Source organism: Methylophilus aquaticus, assembly GCF_030769565.1.
GTDB classification, from domain to species: domain Bacteria; phylum Pseudomonadota; class Gammaproteobacteria; order Burkholderiales; family Methylophilaceae; genus Methylophilus; species Methylophilus aquaticus.
Genome location: NZ_JAVCAP010000014.1, coordinates 136,731 through 155,389, shown reverse-complemented (window position 1 = coordinate 155,389; position 18,659 = coordinate 136,731). Strand labels below are relative to the sequence as shown.

At 50.9% G+C, this 18,659-nt stretch carries 22 protein-coding genes; 6 read left to right on the top strand and 16 right to left on the bottom strand.

Annotated features, from left to right (window positions below; all coding sequences use genetic code 11):
* Positions 1-4: 4 nt before the first annotated feature.
* Genes Q9291_RS07215 through Q9291_RS07205 form a run of 3 tightly spaced genes read right to left on the bottom strand, consistent with a single transcriptional unit; the run spans position 5 to position 1,918 of the window.
* On the bottom strand, positions 5-577 hold the full coding sequence (locus Q9291_RS07215) for a YceI family protein (protein WP_306389357.1): 573 nt from the start codon (positions 575-577) through the stop codon (positions 5-7).
* A gap of 31 nt (positions 578-608) precedes the next feature.
* Entirely contained in the window at positions 609-1,175 is a 567-nt protein-coding gene (locus Q9291_RS07210) for a flavodoxin family protein (RefSeq protein WP_306389356.1), read from the bottom strand.
* A gap of 29 nt (positions 1,176-1,204) precedes the next feature.
* The gene (locus tag Q9291_RS07205) at positions 1,205-1,918 is read right to left on the bottom strand and encodes a pirin family protein (protein ID WP_306389355.1); all 714 of its coding nucleotides are present in this window, start codon (positions 1,916-1,918) and stop codon (positions 1,205-1,207) included.
* A gap of 104 nt (positions 1,919-2,022) precedes the next feature.
* Here Q9291_RS07205 and Q9291_RS07200 point away from each other — a divergent pair, with 104 nt between their 5' ends.
* From Q9291_RS07200 to tadA, 3 genes are read left to right on the top strand one after another with little or no spacing between them, the layout of a single operon-like run.
* A complete protein-coding gene (locus Q9291_RS07200; RefSeq protein ID WP_306389354.1) occupies positions 2,023-2,940 on the top strand; it encodes a LysR family transcriptional regulator in 918 nt (305 codons plus the stop codon).
* Between the two features lie 39 nt (positions 2,941-2,979).
* Positions 2,980-3,435: a phosphate-starvation-inducible PsiE family protein gene (locus Q9291_RS07195; RefSeq protein WP_306389353.1), complete on the top strand. Its 456-nt coding sequence runs from the start codon at positions 2,980-2,982 to the stop codon at positions 3,433-3,435.
* On the top strand, positions 3,435-3,917 hold the full coding sequence (gene tadA / locus Q9291_RS07190) for a tRNA adenosine(34) deaminase TadA (protein WP_306389352.1): 483 nt from the start codon (positions 3,435-3,437) through the stop codon (positions 3,915-3,917). The genes Q9291_RS07195 and tadA overlap by 1 nt, the downstream gene beginning before the upstream one ends.
* A 100-nt stretch (positions 3,918-4,017) precedes the next feature.
* Here the strand turns inward: tadA and Q9291_RS07185 are convergent, their stop codons facing one another.
* The 9 genes from Q9291_RS07185 to Q9291_RS07145 form a co-directional block, all read right to left on the bottom strand.
* On the bottom strand, positions 4,018-4,704 hold the full coding sequence (locus Q9291_RS07185) for a Bax inhibitor-1 family protein (protein ID WP_306389351.1): 687 nt from the start codon (positions 4,702-4,704) through the stop codon (positions 4,018-4,020).
* 108 nt (positions 4,705-4,812) lie between these two features.
* Positions 4,813-5,859 carry a beta-N-acetylhexosaminidase gene (gene nagZ, locus Q9291_RS07180; RefSeq protein WP_306389350.1) on the bottom strand — a complete coding sequence of 349 codons (1,047 nt, stop codon included), beginning with the start codon at positions 5,857-5,859 and terminating at the stop codon, positions 4,813-4,815.
* A gap of 23 nt (positions 5,860-5,882) precedes the next feature.
* Entirely contained in the window at positions 5,883-7,010 is a 1,128-nt protein-coding gene (locus Q9291_RS07175; protein ID WP_306389349.1) for a methyltransferase, read from the bottom strand.
* Between the two features lie 101 nt (positions 7,011-7,111).
* Entirely contained in the window at positions 7,112-8,554 is a 1,443-nt protein-coding gene (locus Q9291_RS07170; protein ID WP_306389348.1) for an SPFH domain-containing protein, read from the bottom strand.
* Between the two features lie 111 nt (positions 8,555-8,665).
* Positions 8,666-9,361, bottom strand: coding sequence for a queuosine precursor transporter (locus tag Q9291_RS07165; protein ID WP_306389347.1), 696 nt, complete (start codon positions 9,359-9,361; stop codon positions 8,666-8,668).
* Positions 9,358-10,155 (bottom strand): ABC transporter permease, encoded by a 798-nt coding sequence (locus Q9291_RS07160; protein WP_306389346.1) that lies wholly within the window; start codon positions 10,153-10,155, stop codon positions 9,358-9,360. Before Q9291_RS07160 ends, Q9291_RS07165 begins: the two co-directional genes overlap by 4 nt.
* A complete protein-coding gene (gene nikB / locus Q9291_RS07155) occupies positions 10,152-11,063 on the bottom strand; it encodes a nickel ABC transporter permease (protein WP_306389345.1) in 912 nt (303 codons plus the stop codon). The genes Q9291_RS07160 and nikB overlap by 4 nt, the downstream gene beginning before the upstream one ends.
* A 6-nt stretch (positions 11,064-11,069) precedes the next feature.
* Complete coding sequence (locus Q9291_RS07150) at positions 11,070-11,552, bottom strand: L,D-transpeptidase (RefSeq protein WP_306389344.1); 483 nt, start codon at positions 11,550-11,552, stop codon at positions 11,070-11,072.
* 5 nt (positions 11,553-11,557) lie between these two features.
* Positions 11,558-12,112: a helix-turn-helix transcriptional regulator gene (locus tag Q9291_RS07145; protein WP_306389343.1), complete on the bottom strand. Its 555-nt coding sequence runs from the start codon at positions 12,110-12,112 to the stop codon at positions 11,558-11,560.
* Positions 12,113-12,246: 134 nt separating this feature from the next.
* On the opposite strand from Q9291_RS07145, the gene Q9291_RS07140 reads away from it, so the two are divergent.
* On the top strand, positions 12,247-12,939 hold the full coding sequence (locus Q9291_RS07140) for a VIT1/CCC1 transporter family protein (RefSeq protein ID WP_306389342.1): 693 nt from the start codon (positions 12,247-12,249) through the stop codon (positions 12,937-12,939).
* On the opposite strand, the gene Q9291_RS07135 is transcribed toward Q9291_RS07140, so the two are convergent.
* Together Q9291_RS07135 and rlmD are read right to left on the bottom strand one after the other, a co-directional pair.
* Positions 12,896-14,374 carry an ABC transporter substrate-binding protein gene (locus tag Q9291_RS07135; RefSeq protein ID WP_306389341.1) on the bottom strand — a complete coding sequence of 493 codons (1,479 nt, stop codon included), beginning with the start codon at positions 14,372-14,374 and terminating at the stop codon, positions 12,896-12,898. The two genes, Q9291_RS07140 and Q9291_RS07135, sit on opposite strands and share 44 nt — an antisense overlap.
* Positions 14,374-15,747 (bottom strand): 23S rRNA (uracil(1939)-C(5))-methyltransferase RlmD, encoded by a 1,374-nt coding sequence (gene rlmD, locus Q9291_RS07130; protein WP_306389340.1) that lies wholly within the window; start codon positions 15,745-15,747, stop codon positions 14,374-14,376. Before rlmD ends, Q9291_RS07135 begins: the two co-directional genes overlap by 1 nt.
* A gap of 68 nt (positions 15,748-15,815) precedes the next feature.
* Between rlmD and Q9291_RS07125 the strand changes: the two genes are divergently transcribed.
* Positions 15,816-16,280 (top strand): hypothetical protein, encoded by a 465-nt coding sequence (locus Q9291_RS07125; RefSeq protein WP_306389339.1) that lies wholly within the window; start codon positions 15,816-15,818, stop codon positions 16,278-16,280.
* 39 nt (positions 16,281-16,319) lie between these two features.
* Here the strand turns inward: Q9291_RS07125 and Q9291_RS07120 are convergent, their stop codons facing one another.
* Positions 16,320-17,090 carry a 3'-5' exonuclease gene (locus tag Q9291_RS07120; RefSeq protein WP_306389338.1) on the bottom strand — a complete coding sequence of 257 codons (771 nt, stop codon included), beginning with the start codon at positions 17,088-17,090 and terminating at the stop codon, positions 16,320-16,322.
* 302 nt (positions 17,091-17,392) lie between these two features.
* On the opposite strand from Q9291_RS07120, the gene Q9291_RS07115 reads away from it, so the two are divergent.
* The gene (locus Q9291_RS07115; protein WP_306389337.1) at positions 17,393-18,049 is read left to right on the top strand and encodes a hypothetical protein; all 657 of its coding nucleotides are present in this window, start codon (positions 17,393-17,395) and stop codon (positions 18,047-18,049) included.
* Positions 18,050-18,158: 109 nt separating this feature from the next.
* Here the strand turns inward: Q9291_RS07115 and Q9291_RS07110 are convergent, their stop codons facing one another.
* Positions 18,159-18,644 (bottom strand): hypothetical protein, encoded by a 486-nt coding sequence (locus Q9291_RS07110; RefSeq protein WP_306389336.1) that lies wholly within the window; start codon positions 18,642-18,644, stop codon positions 18,159-18,161.
* Positions 18,645-18,659: the final 15 nt, after the last annotated feature.

Below are 18,659 nucleotides of genomic sequence, written 5' to 3'. Positions count from 1 at the left end.
TAGATTATTTCGCTTTCACGCCTTCAATCAGCAGGGTGATTTCAATATCATCACCCACTGGGGCGCTGGCGCCGGTCGCCCAGCCAAAGCCGTAGTCAGAGGCTTTGAGTGTAATACGCCCTTCGAAGCCTGCACGCTGCCCACCCCATGGGTCAGCACCATACCCCAACACCCTTACAGGAATATCTACCAGCTTGGTCACACCATGCATGGTCAACTTGCCTTGCATGACTGCCTGCGTCTGGTTACTCGCCGTGATTTTGGTACTTTCAAACTGAATCTGGGTATATTTGGCGACATCAAGATATTTATCAGCCTTGATATGCTCGTCACGTTTGCCAAACCCTGTATTCACACTGCTGACATTAATCGCAGCACGCACTGAAGCCGTATTTAGATTAGCCGGATCCAGCGTAATGACCCCGGTAACATCATTAAAAGTGCCAGAGGTTTTAGAGACGACATGACGAATGCTAAAGTTTGCAAAACTGTGCGTCGCATCAATATTATAAGTCTCGGTCGCAGCCCATGCCTGGCTTGTCGCCAGTAAAGCCAGCAACATCAATGTTTTTTTCATTTGATTCTCCACTTGTTATTTCTATTTAAAATTAAGCTGCAAAACGCCTGGCGATGCTGGCAACACGCTCACCCAGATGTTCGGCAGTCAGCAAATCACTCTGGATAGGCGCAACATCAGGCCCCTCATCGGAGTTGGCTTGTGCCATCGCACCCAAAAAGCTGCCCAAACGGTTCAAATCGTTGACAGAGCCTTTGCTGTTATTGTTCCCCGGCAGCAAGTCTTGTCCTACCCAAATCATGCCATGCTGTGCTGCAAATACTGCCAGTTGTACCAATGTACTGAGCTTGTCGCCACTCTGGCTGGCAGAAGTGGTAAAGCCGGCAGCAATCTTGTCTTTCCAGTCACGGATATACCAGGCTTTGGAGCTGGCATCCATAAAAGCTTTAAACTGCGCCGAGGCGGAGCCCATATAGGTAGGGCTACCAAAAATAATCGCGTCACTGGCTTTGAGCAACTCCCACTGCTGTTGCGCCTCGTCTACATTCAATAAATGCACGGTCACGCCCTGCACTTTGGTCACGCCACGTGCAACCGCCTTGGCCTGTTCGCCTGTGTGGCCATAGCCACTGTGATATACCACTGCTACCTGCGTCATAAAAACTCCCCTTCAAACCAAATAAAAAATCAATTCATCAAAGAACCCGGCAAATCGAACCACAAGATCTCAGCCTCCGCCAGCGCCTCAAGCTTCAGGTTGACCGATGCATCTATCATCAATGCATCGCCGGCCTGCAATGACTGACCATCCACGTTTACGCTACCACGTGCAACATGCACATAAGCAACCCTGCCTGGCTGCACATGCAAAGACAACTGTTTTTCTGCATCCAGAACCGTCGTATAGAGTGATAAATCCTGATGTACCAGCAGCGAATGGTTGCGTGCATCTCTCGATGCAATCAAACGCCACTGATTCTGTTTCTCAGTCAGTGGAATGTTTTTTTCCTCATACCCTGGCGGCAGGCCGTTGGTTTCAGGGATAATCCAGATTTGCAGCAAGTGGGCGGTGCTTTGGCTTGAAGCATTCATTTCACTGTGGCGCACTCCGGTTCCGGCAGTCATGCGCTGCACATCACCGGCACGAATTACAGAGCCATTCCCCATGCTATCTTCATGACGCAACTCGCCAGCTAGCATATAGGTGATAATTTCCATATCCTGATGCCCGTGCATGCCAAATCCGTTTGCAGGCGCCACCTTGTCGTCGTTAATCACGCGTAGCACCGAAAAGCCCATATGCGCCGGATCATAGTAGCCAGCAAAGGAAAAACTGTGGTAGCTCTCAAGCCAGCCATGATGGGCGTATCCACGCGATGCAGACGTGCGAATATTGACCATGTTGTTCACTCCTGCTGAAAAGTTAAGTGTATGATATGGATAACTTTCAATCAGTGATAGCAAAAGATTTTGCATCAATTGTTCAATTTTTTTGAAGAACCTGCATGGCCATTAAACTGAGTATCGAAGCGCTTGAGGTCATAGACGCTATTGACCGCAAGGGCAGCTTCGCTGCAGCCGCAGAATCGCTCTACCGCGTCCCATCTGCCCTCACCTATACGATACGCAAACTTGAAGAAGACCTGGGCATTACCTTGTTTGACCGTAGCGGTCACCGCGCAGCATTGACGGAAGCAGGCGCAGAGCTACTCAAAGAAGGTCGTTACCTGCTTGATGCGGCACAAGCACTGGAATGCAGGGTACGCAGGGTGGCAACCGGTGTAGAAACAGACATCACCATCGCAGTCAGTGATTTATTCAACTTCAAACCCATACTGGACCTGCTGGAAGCATTCTACGCACAGGGGTTGGGTACGCGGGTGAAATTATTGCGTGAAGTCTATGGGGGGAGCTGGGATGTACTGCAATCCAACCGCGCCGACATCTCGATAGGCGCCCCTGGAGACGCACCGCCAGGCGGCGGCTTTAGCACCCACCTGCTCGGACAACTGGATTTTGTATTTGCTGTGGCACCGCACCACCCCTTAGCCAACATGCATGAGCCGCTCAGCGCGAACGATATCGTGCAATACCGCGCCGTAGCAGCCGCCGACAGTTCACGTAACCTGCCTCCCAGAACCTCTGGCATCCTTTCAGGACAGGATATTTTGACGGTGCCCGACATGCAAACCAAGCTGCAAGCACAGATTTCCGGGGTGGCTATTGGTTACTTACCAAAAAACATGGCACTTCAAGCTGCCAGTCAAGGGTTGCTTGTCATCAAGCAAGTGGCCGAGCCCAAGCCGCTCGGACCCGTTTTCATCGCCTGGCGCCAACAAAGGCAAACCGACATGGGTAAAGCTATGCAGTGGCTGCTCAAGCACCTTTGCCAACTGTCGCTGGAGCAATTACTGGTCAGATGATTTATCATAACAAGGATTGCAGCAACCACAGGAAATCGCATGTCGCAAGAACAACTGCCTGAAAAATTTGCTCCACTTAACCGACTGGCGATCAATGCCATGTTATGGCTGAACGGCTTTGCCCATATCATCATTGGTTTGGCCTTAGCGGTTTCAGTCATCATGTTCACTTGGCTATTTTTTCTGGATGTCAAAGAAGCCGCCTATGCCCACAACCTGGTGCATGGTTTTTTACACGCACTGGGCACGCTCATGCTGCTGTGGTCCATCTCAGCACTGATTTCCGCCGAAATACGCTACCTGCGCGGACATAAACTCCTGGTAGAAACTTTTGTTGAAGTGGTGTTGGTGATGTTTCTGCGCAAACTGATTGTCCTGCCAGTGCAAGATGCCACGCCCACCTATGAGGAAATCGGCATCTGGCTGGCAGGTGCTTTCATCATGGGGCTGGTTTATATTTTAATACGCATCGCCGACAAGAGCAGCCAGAAATAATGCACACCACTGACGAAGACTTTATGCGGCTGGCCATCACGCTTGCCCAACAAGCCGGACAAGCTGGAGAAGTTCCAGTAGGTGCGATTGTAGTAAAAGATGGTGTTGTGATTGGACGCGGATTTAATACACCGATTGGTCTCAATGACCCGAGCGCACATGCTGAGATTCAAGCGCTACGCCAGGCAGCACATCACCTCAACAACTACAGGCTGGTGGATTGCACACTTTATGTCACGCTTGAACCTTGTGCAATGTGCACTGGCGGAATTCAGCATGCACGTATTGCCAGACTGGTTTATGGTGCCAGCGATCACAAAACTGGTTGTTGTGGCAGTGTCATCGACCTGATGGCAGAACAAAAACTCAATCATCACTGCATTGTGAGTCATGGCATTTTAGCTCATGAGTGTGGGAAACTGCTCAGCGACTTTTTTCGTCAACGACGATTAGAAAAACAGAAATTTGACGCCATCTCTTGACGCGACCAAGTAGAGTAAAGCCCAGATACAACAAACCCGCCAGAATCGGCGGGTTTGTTGTATGGCTAAAGTCAAATCGACTTATTTTCGCTTGCCTGTTTTAGTCTCGATTGCCTAATAAAGAAAGCAAGATATTTAACAGGTTAACAAATAAGTTATAAATATCCAGATAGAGGTTCAACGTTGCCATCACGTAGTTGGTTTGACCGCCACGTACAATCTGGTTAACGTCGTACAAGATGTAACCAGAGAAGATCAGCACTGAAACACCTGAAATTGCCAATGACAGCGCCGGGATCTGGAAATACAGGTTAGCCAAACCAGCCACAATCGCTAAAATCAGACCGATCATTAAAAACTTGCCAATACCACTGAAATCACGTGCCGGGGATGAACCAATGCCAGCCAGACTTAAAAAGGTAATGCCTGTTCCCGCTGCGGCCAACCCTACAATTTCGGCACCATTACGCAAATGCAGTGCATGCTGCAGAATCGGGCCTAACATCACACCGAATACAAAGGTCATGGCTAACAATAACCATACACCCAAACCACTGTTCTGGTTAACAGCAATCAGTTTGAACATACCGAACATGACAGCCATAAAGCCGATGGCAAATATAAATGGATGCGCCGCCATCAAACCAAAATTAATTTGTAAGCCCACGTAAGCACCAATCACGGTGGGGATCATGCTTAAACCAAGCAACGCATAGGTATTGCGCAACACTCGGTTCTGCGCGTCAGAAACGTTATTCTCGCGACCTAGTACTTGCATATCAGACATTACTTTTTCCTCTTTTAAAAAATAGCCAAATAGCTACACGCTTTAAGATAATGATTATTGACTAAAGTTTCAAGCATTAAAATGTGACAATTGTGTTGCAGATACCTATTAGGCAAACAAATCAGACTCTTTCTGGCCCACTTGACCCACCCGCTTCACCGCATCTACATAGTGCACAGATTCGCGTAGCGCCACCATATCAGCCGGATGGTGGCCACCATGCATGCGCGCCAGACGAGCGATGCTTTGCGCCGAAATTTTCCAGTCCAGATTTGCGAGCAACTCATCGGCCAAATCTGGACGATTACACAGCAAAATCATATCGCAACCTGCGTTAAGCGCCGCCAGCGTGCGTGCGGTAACGTCGCCAGCCACTGTCGCGCCCTCCATGCTCAGGTCGTCACTGAAGATGACTCCATTAAAGCCCATACGCTCTCGCAAGACCTTCTGTAACCAGCGCGGCGAGAACCCGGCCGGTTTGTCATCCACCTTGGGGTAAATGACATGCGCAGGCATTACGGCATGCAAGCCCTCGTCTATCATGCGCACAAACGGCTGCATGTCATTCTGTGCAATCTGGTCAAACTCACGCTCATCGACCGGAATGCTCACATGCGAATCTGCCACCACAAATCCATGGCCGGGAAAATGCTTGCCAACGGCGGCCATACCTGCTTTTTTGAGGCCCTGCATCAGGCTAAAGGCCAGTTCGTTAATCGCCTGCGGATCGCGGTGAAAAGCGCGGTCTCCAATCACCAGACTGTCGCCATAGTCCATGTCCAGCACCGGTGTAAAACTGAAATCCACCCCATGCGCCCGCAATTCGGCACCGAGCACGTAGCCAGCTTCTATGGCCAACTCTTTAGCCTTCCGCGGATGCTGATCCCAAATATGTCCAAATTCACGCATGGGCGGAATCTTGGTAAAGCCTTCCCTGAACCTCTGCACACGACCGCCTTCATGGTCTACCGCAATCAGCAAGGGTGGCTGACGCACGGCATGAATGCTGGCGGTCAGCGCTTTCAATTGCGCGCAACTCTCAAAATTGCGTGCAAACAAAATCACCCCGCCCACCAGCGGATGTTGCAAACGGCGGATATCATCGGCAGTCAATTCCTTGCCAAGGACATCCAGCATGACGGGACCTAAAGACATTACAGATTCCTAAATTTCAACGATCAATTACATATTAAACGATAAAGACTGGTCACCTCTTTTACGCGCGCAGCATACAGGGGGTCGGACTGATCAGTGGCTTTGGCATGCTTGGGGGCAACTTGCAGTTGCTCAACCACATTTAATCCTGCTTCAGCAAACCAGCTTTGCAAATCATTCGGGGCGCGCAAGCCAATATGCTCAGCCAGGTCAGACATCACCAGCCAGGCTTCACCGCCAGGATTTAAATGTGCTTTCACGCCGTTTAAAAATCCTTTGAGCATTTTACTCTCAGGGTCATACACAGCATGCTCAATCGGTGCGTTGGCCTTGGCAGGCAACCAGGGCGGATTGCATACAATTAAATCGGCCTGACCTTCCGGAAACAAATCCGATTGTAATACCTGAATATTACTGTGCATGTTTAACCGCTGCACGTTTTCTGCTGCACATGCCAGTGCACGCGGACTGTTGTCTGTAGCTATGACCTGCTTGACACCGCGCGTCACCAGCGTGGCTGCAATCACGCCAGTGCCCGTGCCAATATCCCAAGCCACTTGCGGGTTATTGAGTGGTGCCTGATCAATCAGTTCAAGATACTCGCCGCGCACCGGTGAATACACGCCATAGTGGGCGTGGATATTGGTATTGAGTGCGTCAATCGGCACCCCTTTTTTACGCCACTCGTGCGCCCCTACCATGCCAAGCAATTCGCGCAAGGAGAGCACCAGACGTGCTGGTAATTTTTCAGTTTTTTCATCGACAATCAGCGCGCCTTGTACCGCAGCTTTGACGTCAGGTGCACGCGGCAAGTCACATTGACCGTATTTGAGCTCGATGAGAACTTTATTGGTGATGTTGGCACGACCAATCTGACGGGCGCGGTGCTGGTGAAAGGCTTCCAACATGGTAGCGGCTGGTTTTACCGGTTTGCGGTCTACGCGGCGGGTAATGGCTTGCAACAGTTGCTTGGCATTTTGAAAGTCACCGCGATAAAGCAAGGCAGTACCTTCACAGGCCAATCGGTAGGCCTCATCAGCTTTGGTAGTGTCATCTGCAATCACCACTGCTTTAGGCGGCGGATTGCCTGCCTCGGATTGCCAGTCGGCGGCTTGGGTTTTGTTTTTTTCGTACCAGTTAATCAGGTTCAATGGGGTTCCGATAATCTAAAAATAAGAGGCACTTTCACGTGATGCCTGCTTTATACAGTGCAAGGGCAAAAGTGCCTAGCAACAATTCAAATGATAAACGCTTAATCCGCTTTGTCTGCGTCGGCTAGCGTACCGCCTGTGACTTTGCTCAACACGCTCTTGCCGACGTCAGTTTGCGCCAGCGCTTCCAGCATAGAGCCCATTTGTGTACCGCCGTTGGCGCTAAACAAATCAGTCACCTTGCTAATGCCGTTACTCACCGTGCCGCCTGCATTGGCAATGATTTTGACCTGGGCTTTTTCCAGCGCTTTGGCTTGTTCTTTGCCAACTTCACCCATGACTTTGACTTGCTCTAGCGAAATCAGATACTTCTGGTAGCTTTCGTTTTCACCAATTTTTTCCGCCAGGGTGATTTCGGCTTGCACCGAGGCCAACTGCATGGCTTTGGCTGCTTCTGCACGGGCATGCCCTTCGGCCTCTATGCCTTTGGACTCCAGCACTTTGGCTTCTTTCAAACCGGCGGCTATCGCCATCGTGGATTGTTTCTCGCCTTCGGCCTTAATCATCACGGATTGTTTTTCTGCCTCGGAGTTAATCAATGCAGTGGCCTGTTCGGCTTCGGCATTAATAATTGCGGTTTCCTTTTGCTGGTTGGCGTTGACGATTTGCACTTCTTTGTTGATTTCAGCCTGTTTGACTTGTGCCACTTGCTCTACCGCCATGGTTTTTTCTTTGGTGATACGCTCTTGCTCTTTAATGCTTTGCACCGACTGCTCTTTGGCAATACCGACTTCACGCTCCTTTTCTGCCGTGCGCAAACCAACTTGCTGCTGGCTGACCTGGCGTTGCAGCTCGACATCGCGGCTGGCATCAATTTCGGCCATCTCGGCTTTACGTTTATTGGCGGCGACTTCAATGCGCGACTGCATTTCAATCTCGGATTTTTTCTTCTCCATGATGTTTTTAATCACATTGGAGCCTTGCGAGTCACGGATATCCATCAACTCCACTGATTTAACAGTCACCACCCCCCAGGATTTAAGGTTGTCATCTACCTGCCTGGTAAACTCTTCGCCAAATTTGGCGCGGTCTTGCATGATGGTTTCGATGTCATTCATGGCCAGAATCGAGCGTATGCAGCCTTGCAAGATGGCATTCATTTGCTTGCGCATTTCATCGAAAGTCGCTACCCGCTTGGCAGCCACGTTACTGTCTTCGATTCTGAAAAACGCTTTGACATCAATCACAAAGGGGAGTCTGCCTTGATCGTAGGCTTCATAATCAATCAACTCTTCAGTAAACACTGACACCGGATAACGGGAGACGGAAACGCCCAACACCGGCATCCAGATGGGGAATTCGTAATAAGTATTGCCGTATTGCAATCCAGTGCCATAAGAACGGCTCTGGTCAGCGGTCTGCACAATATGCACCTCATTAGTGGGCACGACACGACGCAAGAAAATGATCCACAGTACCAGCAACAACAGCAAGCCGGCCACCACCATGCCTATCAACATTGGTAACTGCGTGCTTAAATCCATTTCCATCTCTCCCTCTGCGAATTAAATGTACTAACAATAAATTTTGAAAAACAGCATCTTAACCCTGAACCATAAACAAAAGAATCGGGACTTTTTCACAAGCCCCATCCCCTAACGTAAGGCAAATGGACTAAAGTCAGTATTGTGGTCGTAATAGTCTTCGTTTTCTGCCCGTTTGAGGAAAGCGACAACTGTATAAGTGACCGGCGTCAACACCACTTCTACCAGAATCTTGCCGATGACTTGCGCCATGATAATCAGCGGAATTTTATCATTGGGAATGATACCTGTATCCCAGAACGCCAGCGGCACAAACATCAGCGTATCTACCGCCTCGCCAAACACGGTACTGGTGATAGTACGCTGCCACAGGTGTTTGCCAGCACTGATGACTTTCATTTTAGCCATGACATAACTGTTGACGAACTCGCCAACGGCAAAGGCCACCAGCCCGGCCAGCGAAATGCGCCAGGTGCTGCCAAAAGCCACTTCGTATTCGTGCTGGTTGTGCCAATAGGGCGCGGACGGCAACGCCACAATCATCCACGCCATCAGGCTGGCAAAGGCCAACCCGGCAAATCCGGCCCAGATGACGCGACGACTGGCGGCATAGCCATACACTTCAGTGAGAATGTCGCCAAAAATAAAACTGATGGGGAAAAATAGTATCCCGGCACCGAAGGTCAGCGTACCCAGTAGTGGCACCTCGATTTGCGTGACTTTGGCCGGGCCGATCAGGTTGGAGCAGACCAACACACAGACAAAGGCCGCCATGATGAGGTCGTAATAACGATAGTGTTTGCTCATAGCTGCCCTTCACTGCGCACATCCAGCCTGTCGCGCAACCAGTCGCCACCGAGATTGATGGCCAAAATCAGGCTCATCATGCAAAAGCCGACCGCCAGCACATAATGCGGCGCTACCAGCATAAAGCGTACAGCATCTCGCAGCATCGCGCCCCATGAAGCTTGCGGCGGCTGTATGCCCAAGCCAAGAAATGATAATGAGGCTTCGGCAATCATGACACTGGCCATGCTGTAAGTGGCCTCCACCAGCAGCAGTGAAAGCATTAACGGCAGCACATGCCTGTACATCACTCTTACGGGTCCTGCACCTAATGAAAAAGCTGCCAGCACATGTGGTCGTGCGCGCAACGCGAGTGCTTGTCCTCGTGACAAGCGGGCATAACTGACCCAGCCAGTCATACACAAAGCCAGCATCAGATTATTGATGCCTGCCCCCAACACCGCTGCAAAAGCGATGGCAAGCAGCATACCGGGAAACGCCAGAAATACATCAGTAAGCCGCATCAGATTGCTATCCAGCCGCCCCCCTAGCGTCCCAGCCAGCAAGCCAATCGAGACGCCGATTGCCATGGTGATGACGGTCACCATCATCGCTACAGAAAGTGACACTTCAACCCCATGCAACACTCTGGCTAAAATATCTCGCCCCAAATCATCAGTGCCCAACCAGTGCCGGGCATCCGGCAACTGCAGAATGGCATTTAAATCGATGTGATTGGGCGACATTCCCAGCCAACGGCCAAACACTACAGCCACTAACCAGACAGCTAAAATACAAATAGAGGCTAGCCTCATCCTGCACCTCTGGTTCTCGGATCAAGCCAGCGATACAAAAGATCGGTACACAGGTTTACCAGCACATAGCTAAGTGACACCACCAACACGCAAGCCTGAGTGACAGGGTAATCGCGTTTCTCTATGCTTTCCACCAGCAGTTTACCAATGCCATCCCAACTGAAAATGGTTTCTGTAATGACAGCGCCAGCCAGCAGACTGCCCATTTGCAAGCCGATGATGGTCACCAAGGGCAACAGCGCAGCCCGCAAGGCATGTTTAAACATCACAGCCTGCTCACTTAAGCCTTTAGCCCGTGCAGTACGAATGTAATCTTCATTGAGCACTTCCAGCAGACTGATACGGGTCATACGGGTCAAAATGGCACTCAAACCAAGCCCCAAGGTCAAGGCCGGCAATATAATCGCCACAGGAGAATCCATGCCACTCACAGGCAACCAGCCCAGCCAAATGGCAAATATCAGCATCAAGACTGGGCCCAGCCAGAATGCAGGCATTGCGGCCAGACGGATACTGAACAGGGTAACCAGAATATCCAGCCAGCCACCGGCCTTAAGCGCGGAGGCAATGCCCAATGGCACCCCCACCAGTACGCCAATGATCAGTGCCGTGGCCGCCAAAGCCAGCGTTGCTGGATATGCTTGTATCAGCAGTTGTGTAATCGGCGTTCTGGTTTGGATGGAGAGGCCAAGGTCACCCTGTAATAGTTGCTGAAGATAGTGCGCGAACTGTTCTGGCAATGTTTGATTCAATCCCAGTGTTTCCCGCAATACTGTACGGTCCGCCTGGCTGGCCGACTCACCCAGCATGACATCGACGGGGTCACCCGGCACCAGGTGCAACAAGGCGAAGGTGATCAGCAGCACCCCGAACAACACCGGAAAAAGAGCCATCAACCGTTTGATCATGCCGGATCAACCATCAACAATATTGACCGGCGTGCCTACCGTGACCAGCTCAAACAAATCAATCAAATCAGTGTTATGCATACGGATGCAACCATGCGAACCTGGCTTGCCCATTTCTGCAGAGGCGGGGGCACCATGAATGTAGATATAACGTTGCATGGTGTCGACATTACCTAAACGGTTCTTCCCGATTTCGGTGCCGCTCAACCACAAAATGCGGGTTAAAATCCAGTCACGCTCAGGAAACAGTGCCATCAGTTCAGGTGTAAAGATTTCTCCGGTTGGCCTGCGCCCAACGAATACGGTATTTTCAGGCGCATCCTCACCTATTTTGGCACGAATAATGTGTTGACCCAACGGCGTACAGCCACTGTTCTTTTCGCAGCCAATCCCGTTACTGGCTGTGGATATGGCATACCGTACGGCCAACTGCCCCAAGTCGTTAAACAACGAGAGTGATTGATCAGAAATTGAAATTTCAATACGCATAAGCGTTATTCTAAGCGATTTGCCATTTCCTCGCCCGGTAACAGCAATTCTTCGAGAAAGAAAGCAGACAACTCTGCTTTACCCGTTAACCCGGCTTTGCGGTATACCGCTCTCGCTTGCTCTCGCACGGTACGTTCGCTGGACTGCCTCAACACAGCAATTTCGTGATGACTAAAACCTTTAAGCATAAGCAATGCTATTTCTGCCTCGGCTCGACTCAAGCCCCATAGTGTGAACTGTTTTTTAATTTCCAGACCCAGACCTTGCATCAGGCTGCGACTTTGTGTGCGCCAATGCACTGCCTCAGCCTGTGCGTGCTGCAAGTTCACATGTAGTTGCGCAAAATTGCGCTCGGTAATCCGATAGTAGTCTAGCCCCAGCAAGAAAATCCCGCACAGTGACAGCAAAACCACCATTAACTCCATGCTAATGTGCAACCAGCTCTGCCCCTCTTGATAGTCATCCACAACATCTGCCGCCATCAGTAGCACGATGATCACAAACAAAGCCAGACTGAGCCTGAGTGTATTGCGGGTAAATGCGGTAACCACTTCTGTCATCCTTTAACATCCATTGTTAAGATTGTCTGGACTATTGTAATAGACATCACTCGCGACTGTGTAGCGACTTGTGACACGAGAAATACATTACAATCATTATGATTTTTTGTTAAATGTCAGGACAGAATTTAGTGATGAAACACCATGAAACACATCGTTTACACCGCAGTGGCTGGTTACGTGCTGCCGTGCTTGGCGCCAATGATGGCATTATTTCCACCGCAAGCCTGTTAATGGGTGTAGCTGCGGCCAATGCTTCTGCCAGCATGTTGCTCACTACTGGAGTGGCCGGACTGGTGGCAGGGGCATTATCGATGGCTGCAGGTGAGTATGTCTCGGTCAGCTCGCAGGCAGATATTGAACAAGCTGACTTGCAGCGTGAAACGCAAGAACTGCGTGATGACCCTGAAAGCGAGTTGCGTGAACTCACTGGCATTTATATGGCGCGGGGCTTGCCATCACCGCTGGCCACACAGGTTGCCCAAGCGTTGACAGCACATGACCCTCTAGCCGCGCATGCCCGGGACGAACTTGGCATTCACGCGCAGCATGCTGCCCAGCCACTTCAAGCCGCACTGGCCTCGGCAATCGCATTTGCAGCGGGTGCAGCGCTGCCTTTAGCTACCGCAATCTGCGCCTCGCGCAGCGATATCACTTACTGGCTGGCCGCCAGTACATTGCTGTTTTTAGCGATATTAGGCGCGACTGCTGCTAAAGCAGGGGGTGCAAATGTGTTAAAAGGCACCACTCGCGTGCTGGTTTGGGGCGTTGTTGCAATGGGGTTTACTGCGCTGATAGGCCACTGGTTTGGCGTGCAGACGCTTTAAATACGACATTAGAAAGGCCATCCCAGTTGCCGTCCGGCATTGGCGCATAGGTCTGAATCGATGGCCGATAAGCAGCAAACTGCCCTTCGTACCATAGCGGAATATACGGTAAGCGACTGTGAATACGCCGGGTGGCGGCCATCCAGTCCTCCGCGGCCAGCAAGCGATCCAGTTCACTGTCGCGATAGCGCCCGCGGTTCACCCCTACAGGCGGTACATTAGCTGATGCAAAAACCTTGGTATAAATTTCGGGCGTTTTAATGCCGACCCAAGTGAGACCATACAGCTGAAAATTCCCCTGCTGAACATCGGAAAAGAAAGTCCCCCAATCCAAACTCTTGATGTGCAAATCAATCCCCGCCTCACGCATTTGTGCCTGCAATATCGTGGCCAAGCGGACACGTTGAGCGTCAGTACTGGTTTTGTAAATCAGGGTCAATGGCAACTTAATGCCCGCAGACTGTAGCAATTGTCGTGACAGCGCTGGTTGATAGCGATAAGGCTGCAAGTCACGATTGCCTGCATAATGCTCGGGCGGCAAAATGGCATTCGCTGAACGGGTATGCGGCACCATGACCTTGCGGATAATGGCATCCGTATCAATTGCGTAGGCAATCGCTTGCCTGACTTTGGAGTCACGCAAATAATCCGCCTGAGTATTAATGCCTAGATACGAATAATTGGCGCCTGCTGCAGTTTGCACCATCAAGCCAGGCTGCGCTTGTAAATAGCTGACGAGCTCCGGCGGCAAATCTCCCTGTATCAAGTCAGCTTCTCCGCGTTTGAGCTTCAGCACACGGACATTAGGGTCTTTCACTTCATTAAAACAAACCTGCAAACCATCGCGCACACGGGTCAACACCAGTGACCGCGACCAAGCGTTCAGCCTGAATGGACCATTACCAACTGGCTGATGCGTAAAGTCATGGCCAGCGGCAACCAGGTCAGCAGGTAAAATACCAATAATCAAGCGTGCCGGAAAATGGGAGTCAGGGCGATTAAGTGTAAAGTCTATGGTGCGTGCATCCGGAGTGTCTATGCGCTGAATGTGTTTAAATTCAGCAACATGGGGAGAGTCTGGCAAAGCGAGCAAACTGTCATAAGTGGCCTTGACATCTTGCGCAGTCAACGGCTGACCATGGTGAAACGGTGCCGCCTGTGGCTTTAAATGAAATCGATAATGCCGCGCGTCTATTTGCTGCCAGTCAGACAGGCCGGCAACTTCATGCGAAGCACTGTCAAACTCTACCAGACGTTGATATAACAAACGGTTGGCGCGTTCAGAAGCTGCATCAGTCGCATAACGCGGATCGAGATTAATCGGCGCCTGAGCGACTGCAAACACCAGCACATTATTTGAGGATGAGGATTGGCAACCTGACAACATCCACAAGGTTGCGATCAGCGCCCCCTTCCACCACTGTCCAGCACGCATTAACTTCTTTCAAACCAGGCAATAGACTCCACATGCGCAGTATGCGGGAACATATTCATCACCCCGGCCGCTTTTAACACATAGCCTTTGGCTTGTGTCAGAATCGCGGCGTCACGGGCCAGTGTGGAAGGGTTACAAGACACATAGACAATGCGTTGCGGCGCGATATGCGCATGGTCAGCCCCGGCGTCCGGCAGCGCTTTCACCAGTTCAATTGCCCCATCACGCGGCGGATCAATCAACCATTTATCAAAGCGCCCCAGGCCCTGCAATAATTCAGCCGTCATATCAAACAAATCCGATTCGGCAAATTCCACATTGCTGACACCATTTAATGTTGCATTCTCAACCGCACGCTTCACCAGCGCCTGCGCACCCTCCACGCCATACACTTGTGCGCCACTGCGTGCAATCGGCAGAGTAAAGTTACCCAGACCGCAGAAGAAGTCCGCAATGCGTTCATGGGCTTGCGGCTGCAATAACTGCATGGCACGCCTGAGCATGACGCGGTTAATCGCCGGGTTCACCTGGGTAAACTCGAGCGGATTGAAAGGATAGCGCAGACCGAACTCAGGTAGGCTGTAATGCAAGCCTTTGTCATGCGCAAACAGCGGCTTCACCGTGTCAGGCCCCTTGGTTTGGGTCCACAGTTGCACACCATGCGCCTGTTCAAACGCCTGCAAATGCGGCAAATCTTCTGGCTCCAGCGCCTCCAGAATACGCAATACCAGCACCGTAGCCTCTTCGCCCACTGCCACTTCTATTTGCGGCAATGACTGCTTCACACTGAGCTGCGCGATCAGTGTCTTGAGGGGCACAATCAGGTCAGATAAAGGCTTGGGCAGCACCTGGCAACTGTCCATAAAGGTCACGTAACTGGTGGCTTTTTCATTAAAGCCGACCAGTACACCGCCCTTTTTCTCGACATATCGCACGCGCAAACGGGCCTTATGCCGATACTGCCAGGGCGTGCCCTGAATCGGCGGCAGTATTTTTTCAGCCTTCACGCGACCAATATGCCATAAGTCATCTTCCAGCATGCGCTGCTTGGCCGCCACCTGCGCTGAAAACTCAAGATGCTGCATGGCGCAGCCACCGCACACCCCATAATATTCACAGCGTGGCACCACCCGCTGGCTGGAAGGCTTGAGCACTTCGACCGTGGTAGCGACCTCGTAGGTAGATTTCACATGGTACGAGACAAATTTAATTTGCTCAAAAGGCAGTGCCCCTTCGACAAATATCACTTTGCCATCGACATGGGTCACGCCACGCCCTTCCTGGTCTAGCGATTCGATGGTGGCAACACGGGGGGGCTTTGACGCCAGCGCGGCAGGCGACAGGCGGTTGATTCGTTGACGATTGCTTCTCATGGCTATTATTTTACCGCAAATGCTCTTACAATCAGCAAAGAAACGTCAAAGTCTGAGAGGAGTCTGATATGTTTGCTCAATGGAGTTTTTATATAGCGTTCTCAATTATCGTTTGTTTATCGCAAGCAGCCTTTGCTGACGAGATTGCGATTCAGCAGGATAGCCATGGTGTGGACTATGTCACTGGCGGCATTGGGTCTGAAGAAGTTGAAGCGCTGGAACCCTACAAAAAACAATTCAATCTTTACTTTTTATTTTCTGAGGGCAAAGCTGGCCGCGTGATCGACAACGTCAATGTCGAGATTGTGGACAGGAAAAATCAGCCGGCATTTACGCTGGAAAGTGCTGCGCCGAGGCTGATGCTGAATTTGCCCAGCGGTAAATATACAGTCATTGCCAGTTATCAAGGTCATGCGCAGCGCTATGGTTTTAACCATCAGGCCAACAAACCGCAGCGGATTATTCTGAACTGGCGCAATGCGATCGATGGGGACGCGACGGAAGACGCTCCCGCAGAAACGGCAACCCCCTGAAGCACACCAGAGCAGCTATAAATGAAGCAGTCCAGCAGTTTATTGCCAGGCCGCAATAAACTGCTGCCAATGCGCTTCGGAATAGCTAGACAACGTCTCTTTGACCAATGCAATTTCAGTGTTGTACTCAGCTTCGGTCAGATGCCCGCGCATTTTCAAAAAGCGCAAATAGACCAGATGCGTATTGGCGACATCCGTTTCACAGTAATCGCGAATCGCCTTGATTTCGCCATTTAAATACGCCTGCCACACCTTGCTGCCATCCATGCCCAGCTTGCCGGGAAAGCCGCACAACTGGGCCATTTGATCGAGCGGTGCATTTGCACGACCGCTATACATGGCCAGTACATCCATCAAATCCAGATGCCGCATGTGATAACGGCTGATGTAGTTGTTCCATTTAAAATCTTTCTCATCCTCGCCCAGATCCCAGTAACGCGGTGCTGCAATGCCATGCACCATGGCACGATAATGCAGTACGGGCAAATCAAAGCCGCCGCCATTCCAGCTCACCAGGTTGGGGGTGTACTTTTCAATGCCGTCAAAAAAGCGCTGGATAATTTCCGCTTCTGTTGCCTGCTCATCGCCTAATGTCCATACCCGAAACTGGTTACCTTCACGCAAGGCACACGAAATCGCACAGACCCGCTGCAAATGATGTGGCAGAAAGTCGGTGCCATTCTGCTGCCGACGCTGGTGAAAGGCGATATTCGCCACGTCGGCATCCGCAAGCGTATCCGGTAATTCTTGTAAACGGCGGATACCGTCTATATCCGGAATAGTTTCGATATCAAAGACCAGGCTCAGCATGATGTACTCACAAAAAGATTGCGACATACCTTAGCATAGCTGGCTGAAATTCACCAAGCCGTCCCCTTTCAATCTTCACTGCCATACACGCGAACAGTGGTTTGTATCATTTGATACAAACCAAGGATATTTGTATCAAATGATACATTTAAATATATGATTTATAAGGTTTTTTTACCTTTTATTCACCCATAATAAAACGACTGTAAAGGTTAATCTTGGCATGTTCAGCGATTTGGATAGCATGCACACTGCGTGCGCCCTCCATGCTGAGCCACTTTAAAACCATAGGGAGTCACACCATGACCAGTATTAGCGCAGTCAACAGCAGTAGCAGCATTCAATCCTTTTCCCAGGTGAGTCAGCGCGGCATGCCACCGCCACCGCCTGATGGCGAGCAACGCGGCAAAGATGGAGGCGGATTACTGGGCGCCATAGATTCCGCCCTGAAAAGTGCGGGCGTAGAAGGCGGACTGGAAGCCATATTTGGACAATCTTCAGGCACAACAGCATCCACAGATGCCACCACGACAGACAGTGACAGCAGCGACACCAGCACGACCACCGATGCGGCCAGCGCACTCAATTCATTTTTACAGCAACTGATGAGCGCGCTGCAAGCGCAAGGTTCAACCGACGCCAGCAGCACTGACACGTCATCCGCTGATAGCAGCGATGTGGCCATGCAGGGAATGCCGCCCCCTCCGCCAAATGGCTATGGCGGACAAGGTATGGAGGATAAGTTGCAAAGCCTGCTCTCTTCACTGACCAGCAGCAGTGACAGCAGCACTGATAGTAATACAGCGTCGGACAGCAGCCTTGAAAGCAGCTTTCAATCGCTGGTGAGTGCCCTGGGGGGAAACAGTGACAATAGCAATCTCACAGGCTTTCTGCAGGCACTATCTAGCAGCATGCAGAACCGTGGCCCCAGCGGGAATGTCGTGAGTACAACAGCTTAGCCTGGCGCTAGTCCATTCAAGCATTGCCTCCTGAGGAGGCAATGCGGAATTAATGCGTGCAAAGGTAATGCGTTCAAAAGGTGATAAGAAAGTAAAACGCTGACGCTTGTCAGGCAAACTCTGCACGCGGTAGCAATTGTTCAGCCGCTGACTCATCTTCCAGCCATTCGGCAGGGGCTTTATGCAAACGAATTGGCCGCTTCATCTCTTCACCATCAAAGGTCAAAATCGCATAGCTGACTTCGTCCGGACTGGACATAGGCGTGAATTTGGCAAAACCAAACTCGTGATTACGCAGCACCTGCCAGGCACCCACAGGTTCAGAATATTCAGGCCTGGAGAAGTAATGGGCGATTTGCTTGTCGCTCACCGGCCTCAAGTCACAATCCTGCTCTCGCGCCATGACAGACCAGCGGTAATCCAGTCCATCCGCAATCGGCTGCAACTGCAATAAATACCAGTGCAAATTTTCTCGCACCAGTTGAATCAGGGAACGTACCCGACCGGTTTGTTGATTAAGAATATAGTAGACACCAAGATCATCCTGCTGAATCGTCTGGCCCAGCCGGGGAAGTACGAAAAGATTATTTGCCACAACAAACTCCTTTCA